Raw genomic sequence first — 15585 nt, 5'->3', positions numbered from 1 at the left:
ACGCTAGGCAAAATGGGTCGTTGACCCTATTTTGACATCAGCAAACCGGAGACCCCAATGCCCTCTCGCCGTCATGTCGCCTGCGACATATCTTATGCTTATTCCGCCGAGACCAAAGGCGGACGTATGGTGATCAAGCTGATGGAAAACACCACCGGCCGCCTGCGTCTTATCAAACGCTCGGATGGGTACGAAGAAGACGTGGCGCGTGGTCAGGACTTCTGGTCGGTCATGGTCGATCGGTACGGACTGTCGCTGGATGTGGTGGGTGGTACGCTCAGCAACATTCCAAAGGAAGGCCCGCTGATCCTGATTGCCAACCATCCCTATGGCATTCTTGACGGGTTGATAATGGGGCACATCCTGTCCCAGACCCGTGGCGATTTCCGCATTCTGGCGCATCGGGTGTTCCGCAAGGCCGAGGATATAAACCGTATCATCCTGCCGATCTCGTTTGACGAGTCGAAAGAGGCGGTCAGGCTGAACCTCGAAACCCGCAAGACCGCACTGAACTATCTCGGTGAGGGCGGGTCCATCGGGATTTTCCCCGGCGGCACGGTCAGCACTGGCGTCAAACCGTTTTCACACCCCATGGATCCGGGTTGGCGGGGTTTTACGGCCCGCATGGTGGCCAAGTCCAAGGCCACGGTGGTGCCGGTTTTCTTTGACGGGCACACCTCGCGGCTGTTTCAGATCGCCAGTCATTTGCACAACACCCTGCGCATGGGCCTGTTGATCAAAGAATTCAAAAAACGGGTAGATACACCTGTTCAAGTGGTCATAGGTGAGCCGATAGGGCGTGATGTTTTGGACCCACTAAGCAAGGATACGCGCAAGATGATGGATTTCCTGCGCAAAGCCACGTATGAGCTGTCCCCGAAGCCGTTGAAGTCTTACGACTACGGCTATGAATTCGAGGAACGGCATCGCGCCTGAAGGGCAAATGGCAGTAGGTATTTTTGATTCTGGTCTGGGTGGTTTGACCGTCCTGAACGCAGCTCAGCAGCGGCTGCCCGACGTCGATTTCCTGTATTTCGCCGACAGTGAACACGCGCCTTATGGCGTGCGGGATGCCGAAGATATCTATCAGCTGACGCGGCACGCGGTGAACGAGCTTTGGTCTCGGGGCTGCAATCTGGTGATTCTCGCCTGTAACACCGCCAGCGCGGCGGCGTTGCGCCGGATGCAGGAAGAAGGCGTGCCGCAAGGCAAGCGTGTGCTAGGCGTATTCGTGCCCCTGATCGAAGCCCTGACTGAACGGCAGTGGGGCGACAATTCGCCCCCACGTGAGGTCGCGGTTCAGCATGTTGCCTTGTTTGCGACACCCGCAACGGTGTCCAGTCGTGCGTTTCAGCGCGAACTCGCGTTCCGCGCGATTGGCGTGGATGTCGAGGCTCAGTCCTGCGGCGGTGTCGTTGACGCGATCGAAGATGGCGACATGATCCTGGCGGAAGCGCTGGTCCGGTCCCATGTGGACGCGCTGAAACGAAAGATGCCCGAGCCGCAGGCCGCCATTCTGGGCTGCACGCATTACCCTTTGATGGCTGAAGAGTTTCAGGCGGCGTTGGGATCGGGTGTGAAAGTCTACAGCCAAGGTGATCTGGTCGCCGAAAGCCTTGCGGATTACCTTCAACGCCATCCCGAAATGCTGGGCGAAGGCGAGGGCGGTTTCCTGACCACGGGCAAGGCATCGGTCGTTTCGGACCGTGCGACGCAGTTTTTGCGACGACAAATCACCTTTCAGGCTGCCTGACTTAGGTCAAGGACGGCCCCAGCTCGACTCTCTAAATCAAAGACCGTCGCATCGGCGGTCGTGACATGTGACACACGAAGGATATGAGGTCTGATATGACCCACAAAATCGCAATTCTTGGCGCTTCTGGATATACGGGCGCGGAACTGGTGCGGCTGATCGCCGAGCACCCGAACATGGAAATCGTCGCTCTGGCGGCCGAACGTAAGGCCGGTCAGTCGATGGATCAGGTTTTTCCGCACCTGCGCCATCTGGACCTGCCGGTGCTGTGCAAAATCTCGGAAATTGACTTTGCGTCGGTTGACTTGTGCTTTTGCGCCTTACCGCACAAAACCAGTCAGGAAGTGATCCGCGACCTGCCTAAGAATTTGAAAATCGTCGATCTTTCTGCCGATTTCCGGCTGCAAGAGGCCGACGAATACGAGAAATGGTACGGCAATCCGCATAGCGCTCTGGAACAACAAAGCGAGGCTGTCTACGGACTGACAGAGTTTTACCGCGACGAGATCCGCGCAGCGCGGCTTGTGGCTGGAACCGGGTGCAATGCGGCGACTGGTCAATACGTCCTGCGGCCGTTGATTTCGGCTGGCGTGATCGATCTGGATGACATCATTCTGGACCTGAAATGCGCGGTGTCCGGGGCTGGGCGCGCGCTGAAGGAAAACCTTCTGCACGCCGAACTAAGCGAGGGGTCCAATGCTTACGCCGTCGGGGGAACTCATCGGCATCTGGGTGAATTCGATCAGGAATTCTCGAAATTGGCCGGGCGCACGGTGCATATTCAATTCACGCCGCATCTGATCCCCGCCAACCGAGGGATTTTGGCGACATCTTACGTTAAGGGCGACCCGCAAAGTGTTTATGAGACACTGAAATCCGCTTACGACACTGAGCCATTCGTCGAAGTGTTGCCCTTTGGTGAAACGCCATCAACACACCATGTGCGCGGCTCGAATTTCTGCCATATCGGCGTGGTGGGCGATCGGATTGAACGCCGCGCGATTGTGGTTGCCGCATTGGATAACCTGACAAAAGGTAGCAGCGGGCAAGCCTTGCAGAACGCGAACCTGATGTTAGGTGAAACCGAAACCATGGGGCTGATGATGCCCCCCCTGTTCCCATGAGGACGGCATGAAAACGTTAAAGAAACGGCGTCGCATTCAAGTGATCTTGCTGGCTGTGGTGGCGCTTGGGTTGGCGACAGCGTTTATTGGCACCGCACTGAAAGACGGCATTAACTTTTTCCGCTCGCCCAGTGAAGTCATCGCCGAGCCGCCCAAACCCACCGAAGTGTTTCGCATCGGCGGGCTGGTCGAGGAAGGCTCGATTGTTCGGGGTCAGGGGGAAACGATCCATTTCGTTGTGACGGATGGCGGCGAAAGCGTGCCGGTTGCATTTACAGGCGTTTTGCCTGACTTGTTTTCCGAGAACCAGGGCATGGTCGGTACCGGTAGCTACGTGAACGGTATCTTCGAAGCCACTGAAATCCTGGCAAAACATGATGAAACCTATATGCCGAAAGAGGTCGTGGACGCGTTGAAAGAACAAGGCGTTTACAAGGAAACCGACGGTAGCTGAACGCTGCTGGCGGAAGTGTTTGACCAGAGTATGCAGGGGCGTTGCGCGCTGAGGCGGGCAGCGCCCTGTCTTTTTTGATGCGATTAACGATTTTGTCCGAGCCTCAAGCCATCAAAACAGGGATGGCTGCATGCAAACGGTTCAACAAATCGCTCAGGGCATCGTGGATCGGGAAGGCGGATACGTCGATGACCCGGACGATCCCGGTGGAGCAACAAATTTCGGTGTCACCATTCATACAATGCGCAAGTTGGGCATCGATCTAGACCAGGATGGTTTGGTCACGAAAACGGATGTGAAGCTATTGGGAAGGGCTCGGGCCGTCGATATTTTCGTCAGGCACTACTTCAAAGAGCCGCGTATTTCACTGTTGCCAGACGCTTTGCAACCAACAGTCTTTGACATGTATGTGAATGCGGGCAAGCAGGCGGTGGTACTGTTGCAGACCCTGTTGCGGCAAATGAAATACGACATATCCGTCGATGGCTCTATTGGCCCCCAAACATCCCAAGCAGCGAAAGATGCTGTGGATCCGGACCCAGCCTTGGTTCGGGACGCTTACGGAATTGCACGGCGCAACTATTACTTTCGTCTCGCCGACCGGCGCGCCGCGTCCAGAAAGTTTGCCCGCACACGCAGCGGCGCAAAGGGTGGATGGATTCTACGGGCTGAAGAGTTCATCTCGCCAAAATATCACCTCAGCAGCGCAGAATTCGACGAAAGGGTTTCGAGATGGGGTTGATATCGGGGGTGATGGCGCTGCTTTTCGGTGGTGATCGCAACGTGGTCCGCGAAACCGCCGAGGTCTTTCGCGAAAACGCGGACGCAGGTGCTGCGCGGTCGGCAGAACTGCGGGGGCAGGCGATGTCTCAATTCGGTGCAGAATTCCGAGTGAATCAGAGAGGGCGGTTCGACCGTTTCATGGACGGATTGAACCGACTTCCACGCCCGGCATTGGCGCTTGGGACACTGGGTCTGTTCGTGGTCGCAATGGTTGACCCGCTGTGGTTTGCCGTACGGATGCAAGGGCTTGCGTTGGTGCCTGAACCTTTGTGGTGGTTGTTGGGCGTCGTCGTTTCGTTCTATTTTGGCGCGCGACATCAAAGCAAGGCGCAAGATTTTCAGCGTGAAATCGGTGCCACTATGCTGCAGGCTTCAAACGTGGTTGCCGAACAAGACAGGTTGCTCGGGCTGCGCAACGACGCTTCGCGCGATCTGGAACCGGTCCCTGAAGTCGAAGTTTATTCGACCGACGGAAATCCAGCGCTAGACGAATGGAGACGCCGCAAAGCAGGTTGAGCCGCGACACTATGTGCGTCTGCGTTTCACGAATGTGAATGGCGCTTGCCCCAAGGTGGCAGTATAAGCGCGCCATGATTACAGAGCTTGGTCATTTCGCACTAATCCTCGCCTTTCTGGTCGCCATCGTTCAAACTCTGGTGCCGCTGGTTGGTGCTGCCAAAAGGTGGCCCGCGTGGATGGCATTTGCCGAGCCCGCAGCGATCACTCAGTTCCTGTTGACCACGTTCGCCTTCGGCGCGCTGGTCTGGGCGTTTACCACGTCTGATTTCTCGCTAAGGGTGGTTGTCGAAAACAGCCACTCTGCCAAGCCGATGCTTTACAAAATCAGCGGAACATGGGGCAACCACGAAGGCTCAATGTTATTGTGGGTGCTGATTGTCACGATATTCGGCGCGATGGCTGCGATATTTGGCGGCGGGTTGCCACCGACCCTGAAGGCCCGAGTGTTAGCTGTTCAGTCCGCGATTGGTGTGGCTTTCTTTGCCTTCATCCTGTTCACATCAAACCCGTTTGATCGCCTGCCAGTGCCACCATTTGACGGGCGAGACCTGAACCCGCTGTTGCAAGACCCCGGTTTGGCTTTCCACCCGCCATTTCTATACTTGGGCTATGTGGGTCTGAGCATGGCGTTCAGCTTTGCGGTTGCCGCCTTGATCGAAGGCCGCGTCGATGCCGCTTGGGGCCGTTGGGTGCGGCCCTGGACTCTGGCGGCCTGGGTGTTTCTGACAATCGGTATCGCGCTGGGATCATGGTGGGCCTACTATGAGCTTGGCTGGGGCGGTTTCTGGTTCTGGGACCCGGTCGAGAACGCTTCGTTCATGCCATGGCTTTTGGCGGCCGCACTGTTGCACTCGGCCATCGTGGTCGAGAAACGTGAGGCGCTGAAAAGCTGGACCATCCTGCTGGCGATCATCGCGTTCGGCTTTTCGCTGATTGGGACATTCATTGTACGCTCGGGTCTTCTGACTTCGGTGCATGCATTCGCCAATGATCCTGAGCGGGGCGTGTTCATTCTGTTCATTCTGGTGATTTTCATCGGGGGCGCGCTGACGTTGTTTGCCGCACGGGCTCAAACGATGGAGGCCAAGGGCGTCTTTGGCATGGTCAGCCGCGAAAGCGCGCTGGTGGTAAACAATATCCTGCTGGCGGTCAGCTGTTTTGTGGTCTTCTTCGGCACGCTCTGGCCGATGGTGGCCGAGATGGCGTTTGACCGGAAATTATCCGTCGGCGCGCCGTTCTTTAACTCGGCCTTCACGCCGTTCATGATCGTTTTGGGGCTCGTCCTGCCCATCGGTGCGATGCTTCCGTGGAAGCGGGGTAAATTGGGCCGGGCCGCATGGTCACTGCGCTATGCGTTTGTGTTGGCCGTTGCGCTGGCTATACTGATCTGGGTCATGCAGACAGGCCGCAGCGCTTTAGGCCCAATCGGTTTGTTCCTTGGTGCATGGATCACCTTCGGCGCATTTGTCGACTTGTGGAGCCGGACCGGTCGCAAAGGCAATCTGGCGCGTTTGTTCCGTTTGCCCGGCGCCGATTGGGGCAAGGCCGTCGCCCATATCGGGATGGGCGTCACGATGTTTGCCATCGCGGGCCTGACCGCGTGGGAGGTCGAGGACATTCGCGTTGCTCAACCCGGGCAGCCATTCGATGTCGGTCAGTTCACCTTGACCTTGCAAGATGTACGACGTGTTCAGGGACCAAACTATTTCTCGACCACTGCTGATGTTGTGGTTGAAAAGAATGGTCGTCAAATCACGACTCTGCACCCTGAGAAACGAGACTATCCGGTGGCCCGCATGCCCACCACCGAGGCCGCTATCGACTATCGGTTCTGGGGCGATCTGTATGTGGTCATCGGTGACCAGCAGAACAATGGCGGATGGGTCATGCGCACATACATTAAACCTCTGGCTAACTGGATCTGGGGTGGATGCATTCTGATGTCGCTTGGCGGCATACTCAGCCTGTCAGATCGCCGTTTCCGCGTTGCTGCGGGCGCGCGCAAAACTCCGAACACAGGGGTGCCGGCAGAATGAAGCGATTTATTCTCATCTTGATGCTTGTCGCAGCCCCGGTTCTGGCCGTGCAACCAGACGAAGTTCTGGATGACCCGGCGCTTGAGGAGCGTGCGCGAAATATCAGTACCGGGCTGCGGTGCCTTGTCTGCCGCAACGAGAGCATCGACGAAAGCAACGCCGAGCTTGCGCGGGACCTGCGCATTCTGCTGCGGGAACGTCTGGTCGCAGGCGACTCGGATCAAGAAGCCGTCGACTTCATTGTTGATCGCTATGGCGAATATGTCCTTCTGAAACCCACGACGAGCGGCGCCAATCTGATGTTGTGGCTGGCCGGACCCATCATGCTGCTGATCGCCGCGGGTATGGGCTGGAGCTTTTTGCGCACGCGTTCCAAGCCGCAACCTGGTGCAGACGCCGACGCGCTCAGCGAGGAAGAACAAGAACGTTTGCGCCGAATTCTCGAAGGCTGACGCGCGATCTGGCTTTCCCTTCGCCTCCAACTACGTCAAGGTTCACGAAACCCAGCGTATGTGAGGAATGTATGGAGTACGAAGAGGTTCTGTTGGATATTTCGGGTGGATTGGCGGTACTGACGCTCAATAAACCCGAAAAGATGAACGCGTTGACCACGCAGATGCGTGCAGAAATCACCCATGCGATGAAAGACGCCGCGCGCAATGCGCGTGCCATCGTTGTGACAGGGGCAGGTAGAGCTTTCTGTTCAGGTCAAGATCTGGGCGATTCCTCCAGCACCGGCAAAATCGATCTTGAGCAGGCACTGCGAGACGAATACGAGCCGATGCTTGAGTCGATCTATGACTGCCCGGTTCCGACTATCGCCGCGGTGAATGGCCCGGCTGCTGGGGCCGGGGCCAATCTCGCCCTGTGCGCGGATGTCGTCATCGCGACGGAAAGCGCATACTTCCTGCAAGCGTTTGCACGGATTGGGCTGTTGCCCGATGCAGGGGGGACTTGGTTCATGCCGCGCCAGATGGGGTTTGCCAAAGCGATGGGTGCGGCGCTGTTTGCCGACAAGATCAGCGCCAAGCAAGCCGATGACTGGGGTCTGATCTGGGCGGCCGTTCCGGATGAGAACTTTGCCGCGCACTGGCGCAAACGCGCGGAATATCTGGCAAATGGGCCGACAGCCGGTTTTGCAGCGATCAAAAAGGCTATGCGTGGCACTTACGAACGAAGCCTGCCGCAGCAATTGCAGATCGAGGCTCATTTACAGGGCGGTTGCGGGCGAACAAGGGATTTCGCCGAAGGTGTAGTGGCATTCATGGAAAAACGCCCTCCGAAATTCGAAGGGCGTTGATCTGACGATCACGCGCGGCGGCGACGTCTTGTCCGGCGCTCGGGTGCCGCGGCATCTTCGCCCGTTCCGTCAGACGCCGACGAAAACGGCCCCAAGGCCAGCGTGATCTGATCCAGCGTTGGCCGGTCCTGACGTGGGCGCGTGTCCAAAGCCTCGCGCATTTTGCGCAAGTGATCCGGGGTGGTGCCGCAGCATCCGCCAATAATCGTCGCACCGGAATCGCGCGCCATGGCTGCGTAGTTCGCCATTAAGTCGGGCGTCCCGTCATAGTGGATGTGCCCGTCAACATATTTCGGAATCCCGGCATTACCCTTAGAGATCAGAGGTCTTTCGTTGCCTTGCGCGGCAAAACCCAGAACAGTCCGCAGAATATCTGACGCGCCAGTTCCGCAATTTGCACCATATGCGACGGGCGGGTTTGGCAAGGTCTCAACCAGCATCGCCAGGTCAGAGGACGTCACACCCATCATCGTGCGTCCTGCAGTGTCAAAACTCATCGTTCCGCACCAGGGCATATCGGCCAGTGCAAACGCCTCGGCCGCAGCTCGGAATTCTTCGGGGGCGCTGATAGTTTCAACCCACAAGACATCGGCACCGCCTTCTTTCAGCGCTTCTGCCTGTTCATGAAACATTTCGACTGCATCAGCGTGTGACAGCGAACCCACAGGCTCCATGATCTCGCCAGTTGGCCCGACCGAACCTGCGACGATGACAGTGCGGGAAGACTTGTCCGCGACTTCGCGCCCAAGTTCCGCCCCTGCGCGATTAAGTTCGGCGACGCGATCCTGCGCGTCATGCAATTTCAAGCGGGCAGCCGTGCCCCCAAACGTGTTGGTCAGAAACAGGTCACTGCCGGCTTCGACCGAGCCGCGATACAAGTCGCGGATCTTCTCGGGGGCATCCACGTTCCATAGTTCCGGCGCATCGCCTGACTGAAGTCCCATATTGAACAAGGTAGTTCCGGTCGCGCCATCCGCCAGCACGACATCAACCGTTTCCAACAATTTGCTGAGCGCGTTTGTCATAGGACTAATCCGATATTGGGCCAAAGCCAAAAAATGAGACGCCCCGTGTCTCACGACTGGGGCGTCAAATCAAATTCATAAAACTCATGAAGATCATGAGGCAGAGCGTGTCGGCCTCAGATGTCCGACTCGATCATGACCTGTTCTTTTGCTTCGACCAGAAGTTCTGCCATTTTCTCGCGGATTTTCTGCTCATCCGCGAGATCGCCGAGGTATGATTTGACGGCCTCGACCACATCGTCTTCGCTGACGTTCTGAAGGTCTTTTTGAACCAGAACCTGCCCATATTTGCGAGCTTCTTCCACTGTGTCGCCTTTGACGGTCGAAGCCCAGACGGCCATGAACCGATTGCGACGCATCCGGGCAACGAATTGCATCTTTTCGTCATGTGCAAATTTGTTCTCAAAAGCTGCTTCGCGTTCGTCAAACGTGGTCATTGGCAAAGGTCCCTTGGATTTCATCTTCGTTATTGATGATATGACGATACGACACCGGCAGTGCAAGGAATTTGCGCTGCGTCAATGCCTCTCGGATCAGTAAACTTGCGGGAACTCGGGCCTTGCACTATGAGGGCGCCAACGCGAAGGGACTCATTCTCTCGCCCCGGACTTGAAAGGTCGCTCATGGCGCGTCGCAAGAAAATCTACGAAGGCAAGGCGAAAATTCTGTATGAAGGCCCCGAGCCGGGCACGATTGTGCAGTATTTCAAAGACGACGCCACCGCCTTCAATGCCGAGAAGAGGGACGTCATCGACGGCAAAGGCGTGCTGAACAACCGCCTGAGCGAGTTCTTCATGAACGGTTTGACGCAGATCGGCGTGCCGAACCATTTCATCCGCCGCTTGAATATGCGGGAACAATTGGTCCGCAATTGCGAGATCGTGCCCCTTGAGGTCATCGTGCGCAACTATGCCGCGGGGTCCATGTCCAAGCGCCTGGGCATCGACGAAGGCACGCAACTGCCGCGACCGATCGTGGAGTATTGCTACAAGGATGATGACTTGGGTGATCCGCTGGTGACCGAGGAACATATAGCCGCTTTCGGTTGGGCCAGTCCGCAGGACATGGACGATATCCTCAGCCTGGCGTTGCGGGTGAATGATTTTCTGAGCGGCGTGATGCTGGCCGTCGGTATCAGGCTTGTGGATTTTAAGATCGAAATCGGCCGGATCTTTGAGGGCGACTTTCAACGGCTTATCGTGGCGGACGAAATCAGCCCCGACAGTTGCCGCCTATGGGATATCGAAACAGGTCAGAAACTGGACAAGGATGTATTCCGCCGCGATCTGGGCAACCTGACCGATGCTTATTCTGAAGTCGCGCGTCGCCTGGGCGTGTTGCCCCAAAGCAACGTGACCAAGCCAACGCTTATCAATTAGGCAAAATTGGCTTTTGAATCTTGGAAAGCGCCGCGGATTCCGCGGCGTTTTTTCGTGGCGAATCCAGCATTTGACAGGTGCGTGGATTGTCCCACATTGTCGGGCCAAACAATCACCGGATGACACCTAAAATGGCCGAATTGTTCGATCAGGCAGTTTTTCTAAAGTTCCTCGCGGCATTGCTGGCGATTTTCAATCCGCTTTACGGCATTCCGATCTTTCTCAGTATGACCGAGGGTTATACGCCCGCTGAACGCAAACGTGTTGCGATGATCGTCACCGCGACCGTTATTGCCATCGCTCTGACTGCGGTCGTCATTGGCGAGGAAATACTGGCGCTGTTTGGCATAGATATTCCGTCCTTCCGAATCGCGGGCGGGTTGATCATTCTGGGGGTCGGTATGGCGATGCTGAATGCATCCGACCGACCCAAGGGCGACCAAGACGCCGTCGCCCACGGCGTACAGAAGAAAAATATTGCGGTTGTGCCCCTGGCTTTGCCTTTGACCATCGGGCCGGGCACCATCGCAACGACCATTGTATTCTCTCACACGCTCTCGGACGGGGCTGAAATCGTGACATTGGGTTCTGCGGTTTTGATCGCCTGCGCCATCGTCGGGCTGGGGCTGCTGTTTGCTGATCCCATCTCACGATTTCTTGGTCCGACAATGATCAATGTGATCACGCGGGTGATGGCAATAATTCTGGTCGCGGTGGCGATCGAGATGATTCTGACCGGAACATTCAACGCAATAGACGCGCACTATCCCGGGTTGTCCGGTGGCTAGGCAGGTTTATCCTAGCACGAACCGGTCAACTGCCTTGCAAACAGGGTTGTCCAAATGGCCCAACCGCGCTATCCCCCGCGCAACGAAACAGGCCTCGGGTCGCGGCCCTTAAGCGGAGTTGCCAAAATGAAAGCACGGGTGCATGTGATGCTCAAGAACGGGGTACTTGATCCTCAGGGCGAAGCGGTGCGTCACGCATTGGGAACCATGGGCTTTGATCAAGTCGAAGGTGTGCGGCAGGGCAAGGTGATCGACCTGGACCTGGCCGATGGCGCGACCGAGGCGGACATAACCGATATGTGCGAAAAGCTGTTGGCCAACACGGTTATTGAACGCTACGAGATCGAGCTGGTCTGAGATTTCCAGCGGTTAGGAGGGTCGCTCATGCGCGCTGCTGTCATCGTTTTCCCCGGCTCCAACTGCGACCGTGATCTGGCTGTTGCCTTACAACAGGCTGGGTTTTCGGTCGATATGGTCTGGCACAAGAACGCGGAACTGCCATCGGGTGTCGATATTGTCGGCGTCCCGGGCGGGTTCTCTTATGGCGACTATCTGCGCTGCGGCGCGATTGCCGCGCAGTCTCCGATTTGCAGAGCTTTGGCCGAGCATACCGAGCGGGGCGGATACGCGATGGGCATCTGTAATGGGTTTCAGGTGCTGACCGAGACGGGCATCCTGCCCGGCGCGCTGCTGCGCAACGCAAACCTAAAATACATCTGCCGCACTGTGAACCTAAAGGTCGAAACCAGCGACAGCGCCTTTACCCAAGGCTATAGCACAGGAGACGTGATCGGCATTCCGATCGCGCACCATGACGGTAACTACTTTGCCGATGACCAGACGCTGGCCGAATTGCGCGCGCAGGATCGGATTGCGTTTACTTACACGCAAAACCCCAACGGTTCGCGCGGTGATATCGCTGGCATTCTCTCGCACAACCGCCGCGTGTTGGGGATGATGCCGCACCCGGAACGTGCGGCGGATTCAGGCCATGGGGGCACCGACGGAACGGCGCTCTTCCGCGCATTGTCCGGAGTGTTAGCGCCTGCGTGAGCGCGCGTGACTTGAGGTCAGCGCCTCTGGCGCGTAGCGTCTTGGCATGAATTCCGAGGCAAAATCAGGACTATCGAATTTTCTGGCGCGTTTTCGCGGCGCACCGATGGGTTGGCGTTTGCGACTGGCAATAATTCTGCTGTTGTCGGCTGCGGTCGCGACAGTTTGGATCACCAACAATCTGCTGACGAACCGTTTTACCGAATCGACGCGCAACCGGGCCGAACTGCGGTTGGCTTTGTACTCGGGCAATCTGCTGAGCGAACTTCGCCGCAACGCCATCGTGCCGCAGCTTTTGGCACGAGACCCGACGCTGATCTCGGCCTTGCAGTCGGTCGACTACTCGCTATCGACGCAGCGACTGATTTCGTTTGTCGAGGAAATCGGCGCGGCCTCGTTGGTGCTGCTTGATCGTGATGGCAGGACGGTGGCTGCAACTGACCGAAACCGATTGGGCGAAGCGCATCGGAACTCGCCTTACTTCATCGATGCAATCCGATCGAATTCGACGCTGTTTTCGGTGATTCCGCGTGAATCCGGTGGTTATAGTTTTGTCTATTCGCGGCGGCTGGAGGCAGGCGCGGAAATCCTTGGCGTGATCGTAGTCGAAGTCGATTTGCAAAAGTTCGAACGCGCCTGGGCCGGTATTTCCGCAGCCGTCATGGTGACAGACAGTACCGGTACGATCGTTCTGTCGACCGAACCACGCTGGCGAGGTCTGGATGAGGGCGCGGCCTTGCTGCTTCAACCGCCGTTAAGTGCGATCCAACGAGCAATTCGCGCGACCACCGACTGGACCGCGCTGCCGCCGGACGCGTATCTGCAGGGTGAGGCGGTTATGCGCATGGAAACACGCATCCCATTCCGCGGCTGGCAGATGACCTCGTTCACGCCCTATTCGTCGATCCGCGAAAGGGTGAATGGCGTGCTTGCGCTCGAGATCATGGGATTTGCGATTCTTCTGGCGCTGGCCTTCTATGCGCTCAGCCGTCGCGCCACGACGCGAATGACCCTGTTCCAACGCGAATCGGCAGAGCTTCGCGCATTGAACGCAAGGCTGCAGCGGGAAATCGCTGAGCGGGAACGGGTTGAAAAGACACTGGAAGTTGCCGAGCAGACCCTTGCGCAAAGCTCGAAATTGGCCGCGTTGGGTGAGATGTCGGCGGCCGTGAGTCACGAGTTGAACCAGCCGCTGGCTGCGATGAAAACCTATCTGGCCGGAGCGCGGCTATTGTTACGCCGAAACCGCCCCGAAGAGGCGCTGGCCAGCTTTGGTCGCATCGATGGGTTGATTGAACGGATGGGTGCGATCACACGCCAGCTCAAGTCTTATGCCCGCAAGGGTGCCGATGCGTTTTCACCAGTAAATCTTGGCGAAGCGCTGGCTTCATCGCTATCGATGATGGAACCGCAACTGCGGCAGCGGCACGTGAAGATCACACAAATTCTACCCGAGGAACCTGTCATTGTGATGGGTGATCGGATGCGGATTGAGCAGGTGATGGTCAACCTCTTGCGCAATGCGCTGGACGCCACCAAATCAGTGGCAGACCCGGATGTTGAAATCATTCTGGCTGCTGGGGATACGGCGGTGCTGACCGTGCGCGACAATGGGCACGGTATCTCGGACATCGAAAGCCTGTTCGAGCCGTTCTACACGACCAAAAGACCCGGTGACGGCGTTGGGCTGGGGCTTGCCATCTCGTCCGGGATCGTGAACGACCATGGCGGACGGCTAACGGCCCGCAACAGCCAGCACGGCGGCGCGGTGTTCGAAATGCAATTGCCGATACTGGGAAGCGACGGCCTTAAAGCCGCGGAATAACGAGGAAGTACAATGGCACAGGCCATGAAAATCGCCATCGTGGACGACGAACAAGACATGCGTCAGTCGATCAGCCAGTGGCTGGCACTGTCGGGTTATGACACCGAGACGTTTTCCAGCGCCGAAGACGCGCTCAAGGTTCTGGGGCCGGATTATCCGGGGATCGTGATTTCCGACATCAAGATGCCGGGGATGGACGGAATTCAGCTGTTGAAAAAGTTGATGGGGGCGGACAGCACATTGCCGGTGATCATGATAACTGGTCACGGCGACGTTCCTATGGCGGTCGAAGCAATGCGTGTTGGGGCGTTTGATTTCCTTGAAAAGCCCTTCAATCCGGATCGCATGTCCGAACTGGCCAAACGCGCCAGCAATGCCCGACGCCTGACATTGGACAACCGGGCGCTTCGGCGCGAGTTGTCGGGTGGCACCCAGATCATGAACAAGCTGATCGGAGCCAGCCCCGTGATGGAGCGTCTGCGGGAAGATATCCTGGATCTGGGGCAAGCCGATGGTCACGTCCTGATCGATGGCGAAACCGGAACCGGTAAGACCCTGGTCGCCCATGCGTTGCATGCTGTAGGCAGCCGGGCTGGTAAGAAATTCGTTCTGGTCTCGTGCGCGGCGTTGGAAGAAGAGGCGCTGTCTAAGCGGCTGTTTGGTCCGATGTTGCCCGAAGACACGCAATTGCCCGCAATCGAAGAAGCCCGCGGCGGAACGCTGGTACTTGAGGACGTCGAGGCGCTGAGCGACACGCTTCAGGCCCGGTTGCTGAGCGTCATGAACGAACAGGGGACTCCGGCGGAAACGCGTATCGTTGCAATTTCCAACCTTCAGGAGGCCGGTAAAACCTCCGAGGACGTTCTGCGTCCGGACCTGTTCTATCGCCTGGCCGCACTGCGCATCACTATGCCGCCGTTGCGTCAGCGCGGAGAGGACATCCTGACGCTCTTCACTCGCCTCAGCGAGCAATTTGCGGAAGAATACGGCTGTGACGCGCCTCAGGTGACAGCACAGGAGGCTGCCCAGCTTCTGCAAGCACCTTGGCCGGGGAACGTGCGCCAGTTGATCAACATCGCTGAGCGCGCGGTGCTGCAATCCCGGCGTGGGTCCGGGACGATTGCCTCGCTGCTGATGTCCGATCATGAAGAAATGCAGCCTGTAATGACCACCGAGGGCAAGCCGCTCAAGGAATATGTCGAAGCCTTTGAACGGATGCTGATCGACAACACGATGCGGCGACATAAGGGCTCGATTGCATCCGTTATGGATGAGCTGTGCCTTCCACGGCGGACACTGAATGAGAAAATGGCCAAATACGGACTCCAGCGGTCAGACTATTTGTAGGGAAGGAGGCCAGCCCCCTCTTGAGCCTACGGCTCAATTCACCCCCGGGATATTTCTTGCCAGATGAAGGGATCCCGCGCCAAGTTCGGGGTTCTGGTGCAGTTTGACCATTGTCTTTTCCACAAGACTGCTTTTATGGTGTCGGAACGGGTATGGCTGATTTGAACGCCTTAGAGACCCGAATCTATGAGTTTCGCTG

Annotated in this window: 17 protein-coding genes; 15 read left to right on the top strand and 2 right to left on the bottom strand. The window is 57.3% G+C overall.

Annotated features, from left to right (window positions below; genetic code table 11):
• The first annotated feature begins 57 nt into the window (after window positions 1-57).
• The 9 genes from ACR0CR_RS00890 to ACR0CR_RS00850 all read left to right on the top strand — a co-directional run bounded on the left by ACR0CR_RS00890 (window position 58) and on the right by ACR0CR_RS00850 (window position 7969).
• The gene (locus tag ACR0CR_RS00890; protein WP_480595881.1) at window positions 58-936 is read left to right on the top strand and encodes a lysophospholipid acyltransferase family protein; all 879 of its coding nucleotides are present in this window, start codon (window positions 58-60) and stop codon (window positions 934-936) included.
• Window positions 937-943: 7 nt separating this feature from the next.
• Window positions 944-1753 carry a glutamate racemase gene (locus ACR0CR_RS00885; RefSeq protein WP_480595879.1) on the top strand — a complete coding sequence of 270 codons (810 nt, stop codon included), beginning with the start codon at window positions 944-946 and terminating at the stop codon, window positions 1751-1753.
• A 95-nt stretch (window positions 1754-1848) separates the two neighbouring features.
• Window positions 1849-2877 (top strand): N-acetyl-gamma-glutamyl-phosphate reductase, encoded by a 1029-nt coding sequence (argC, locus tag ACR0CR_RS00880; RefSeq protein ID WP_480595877.1) that lies wholly within the window; start codon window positions 1849-1851, stop codon window positions 2875-2877.
• A gap of 7 nt (window positions 2878-2884) precedes the next feature.
• A complete protein-coding gene (ccmE, locus tag ACR0CR_RS00875) occupies window positions 2885-3331 on the top strand; it encodes a cytochrome c maturation protein CcmE (protein ID WP_480595875.1) in 447 nt (148 codons plus the stop codon).
• A 130-nt stretch (window positions 3332-3461) separates the two neighbouring features.
• Complete coding sequence (locus ACR0CR_RS00870) at window positions 3462-4073, top strand: holin-associated N-acetylmuramidase (RefSeq protein WP_480595873.1); 612 nt, start codon at window positions 3462-3464, stop codon at window positions 4071-4073.
• Window positions 4064-4630 carry a holin family protein gene (locus tag ACR0CR_RS00865; RefSeq protein ID WP_480595871.1) on the top strand — a complete coding sequence of 189 codons (567 nt, stop codon included), beginning with the start codon at window positions 4064-4066 and terminating at the stop codon, window positions 4628-4630. The genes ACR0CR_RS00870 and ACR0CR_RS00865 overlap by 10 nt, the downstream gene beginning before the upstream one ends.
• A 74-nt stretch (window positions 4631-4704) precedes the next feature.
• Window positions 4705-6669 carry a heme lyase CcmF/NrfE family subunit gene (locus tag ACR0CR_RS00860; protein ID WP_480597489.1) on the top strand — a complete coding sequence of 655 codons (1965 nt, stop codon included), beginning with the start codon at window positions 4705-4707 and terminating at the stop codon, window positions 6667-6669.
• Window positions 6666-7121, top strand: coding sequence for a cytochrome c-type biogenesis protein (locus tag ACR0CR_RS00855; RefSeq protein WP_480595869.1), 456 nt, complete (start codon window positions 6666-6668; stop codon window positions 7119-7121). Before ACR0CR_RS00860 ends, ACR0CR_RS00855 begins: the two co-directional genes overlap by 4 nt.
• A gap of 71 nt (window positions 7122-7192) precedes the next feature.
• A complete protein-coding gene (locus tag ACR0CR_RS00850) occupies window positions 7193-7969 on the top strand; it encodes an enoyl-CoA hydratase-related protein (RefSeq protein WP_480595867.1) in 777 nt (258 codons plus the stop codon).
• Window positions 7970-7977: 8 nt separating this feature from the next.
• On the opposite strand, the gene bmt is transcribed toward ACR0CR_RS00850, so the two are convergent.
• Together bmt and ACR0CR_RS00840 are read right to left on the bottom strand one after the other, a co-directional pair.
• Window positions 7978-8994, bottom strand: coding sequence for a betaine--homocysteine S-methyltransferase (gene bmt, locus ACR0CR_RS00845; protein WP_480595865.1), 1017 nt, complete (start codon window positions 8992-8994; stop codon window positions 7978-7980).
• 116 nt (window positions 8995-9110) lie between these two features.
• Entirely contained in the window at window positions 9111-9431 is a 321-nt protein-coding gene (locus ACR0CR_RS00840; protein ID WP_480595863.1) for a DUF1476 domain-containing protein, read from the bottom strand.
• A gap of 186 nt (window positions 9432-9617) precedes the next feature.
• Between ACR0CR_RS00840 and purC the strand changes: the two genes are divergently transcribed.
• The 6 genes from purC to ACR0CR_RS00810 all read left to right on the top strand — a co-directional run bounded on the left by purC (window position 9618) and on the right by ACR0CR_RS00810 (window position 15386).
• Window positions 9618-10373 carry a phosphoribosylaminoimidazolesuccinocarboxamide synthase gene (gene purC, locus ACR0CR_RS00835; RefSeq protein ID WP_480595861.1) on the top strand — a complete coding sequence of 252 codons (756 nt, stop codon included), beginning with the start codon at window positions 9618-9620 and terminating at the stop codon, window positions 10371-10373.
• Window positions 10374-10504: 131 nt separating this feature from the next.
• Window positions 10505-11161, top strand: a complete 657-nt coding sequence (locus ACR0CR_RS00830) for a MarC family protein (RefSeq protein ID WP_480595859.1) — start codon at window positions 10505-10507, stop codon at window positions 11159-11161.
• Between the two features lie 126 nt (window positions 11162-11287).
• On the top strand, window positions 11288-11518 hold the full coding sequence (purS, locus tag ACR0CR_RS00825; protein ID WP_480595857.1) for a phosphoribosylformylglycinamidine synthase subunit PurS: 231 nt from the start codon (window positions 11288-11290) through the stop codon (window positions 11516-11518).
• A gap of 27 nt (window positions 11519-11545) precedes the next feature.
• Window positions 11546-12214, top strand: a complete 669-nt coding sequence (gene purQ, locus ACR0CR_RS00820) for a phosphoribosylformylglycinamidine synthase subunit PurQ (protein WP_480595855.1) — start codon at window positions 11546-11548, stop codon at window positions 12212-12214.
• A gap of 106 nt (window positions 12215-12320) precedes the next feature.
• A complete protein-coding gene (locus tag ACR0CR_RS00815) occupies window positions 12321-14039 on the top strand; it encodes a sensor histidine kinase (RefSeq protein ID WP_480597488.1) in 1719 nt (572 codons plus the stop codon).
• Between the two features lie 12 nt (window positions 14040-14051).
• Entirely contained in the window at window positions 14052-15386 is a 1335-nt protein-coding gene (locus ACR0CR_RS00810; RefSeq protein ID WP_170653304.1) for a sigma-54-dependent transcriptional regulator, read from the top strand.
• Window positions 15387-15585 lie beyond the last annotated feature (199 nt).

The organism is Ruegeria sp. AM2, assembly GCF_056540685.1.
This window is presented reverse-complemented; position numbering and strand designations above follow the sequence as displayed.

What these genes read in the sequence shown, in the direction of transcription:
- ACR0CR_RS00890 (WP_480595881.1), top strand. Translation starts at nt 58, where the DNA reads ATGCCCTCTCGCCGTCATGTCGCCTGCGACATATCTTATGCTTATTCC.
- ACR0CR_RS00885 (WP_480595879.1), top strand. Translation starts at nt 944, where the DNA reads ATGGCAGTAGGTATTTTTGATTCTGGTCTGGGTGGTTTGACCGTCCTG.
- argC (WP_480595877.1), top strand. Translation starts at nt 1,849, where the DNA reads ATGACCCACAAAATCGCAATTCTTGGCGCTTCTGGATATACGGGCGCG.
- ccmE (WP_480595875.1), top strand. Translation starts at nt 2,885, where the DNA reads ATGAAAACGTTAAAGAAACGGCGTCGCATTCAAGTGATCTTGCTGGCT.
- ACR0CR_RS00870 (WP_480595873.1), top strand. Translation starts at nt 3,462, where the DNA reads ATGCAAACGGTTCAACAAATCGCTCAGGGCATCGTGGATCGGGAAGGC.
- ACR0CR_RS00865 (WP_480595871.1), top strand. Translation starts at nt 4,064, where the DNA reads ATGGGGTTGATATCGGGGGTGATGGCGCTGCTTTTCGGTGGTGATCGC.
- ACR0CR_RS00860 (WP_480597489.1), top strand. Translation starts at nt 4,705, where the DNA reads ATGATTACAGAGCTTGGTCATTTCGCACTAATCCTCGCCTTTCTGGTC.
- ACR0CR_RS00855 (WP_480595869.1), top strand. Translation starts at nt 6,666, where the DNA reads ATGAAGCGATTTATTCTCATCTTGATGCTTGTCGCAGCCCCGGTTCTG.
- ACR0CR_RS00850 (WP_480595867.1), top strand. Translation starts at nt 7,193, where the DNA reads ATGGAGTACGAAGAGGTTCTGTTGGATATTTCGGGTGGATTGGCGGTA.
- bmt (WP_480595865.1), bottom strand. Translation starts at nt 8,994, where the DNA reads ATGACAAACGCGCTCAGCAAATTGTTGGAAACGGTTGATGTCGTGCTG.
- ACR0CR_RS00840 (WP_480595863.1), bottom strand. Translation starts at nt 9,431, where the DNA reads ATGACCACGTTTGACGAACGCGAAGCAGCTTTTGAGAACAAATTTGCA.
- purC (WP_480595861.1), top strand. Translation starts at nt 9,618, where the DNA reads ATGGCGCGTCGCAAGAAAATCTACGAAGGCAAGGCGAAAATTCTGTAT.
- ACR0CR_RS00830 (WP_480595859.1), top strand. Translation starts at nt 10,505, where the DNA reads ATGGCCGAATTGTTCGATCAGGCAGTTTTTCTAAAGTTCCTCGCGGCA.
- purS (WP_480595857.1), top strand. Translation starts at nt 11,288, where the DNA reads ATGAAAGCACGGGTGCATGTGATGCTCAAGAACGGGGTACTTGATCCT.
- purQ (WP_480595855.1), top strand. Translation starts at nt 11,546, where the DNA reads ATGCGCGCTGCTGTCATCGTTTTCCCCGGCTCCAACTGCGACCGTGAT.
- ACR0CR_RS00815 (WP_480597488.1), top strand. Translation starts at nt 12,321, where the DNA reads ATGGGTTGGCGTTTGCGACTGGCAATAATTCTGCTGTTGTCGGCTGCG.
- ACR0CR_RS00810 (WP_170653304.1), top strand. Translation starts at nt 14,052, where the DNA reads ATGGCACAGGCCATGAAAATCGCCATCGTGGACGACGAACAAGACATG.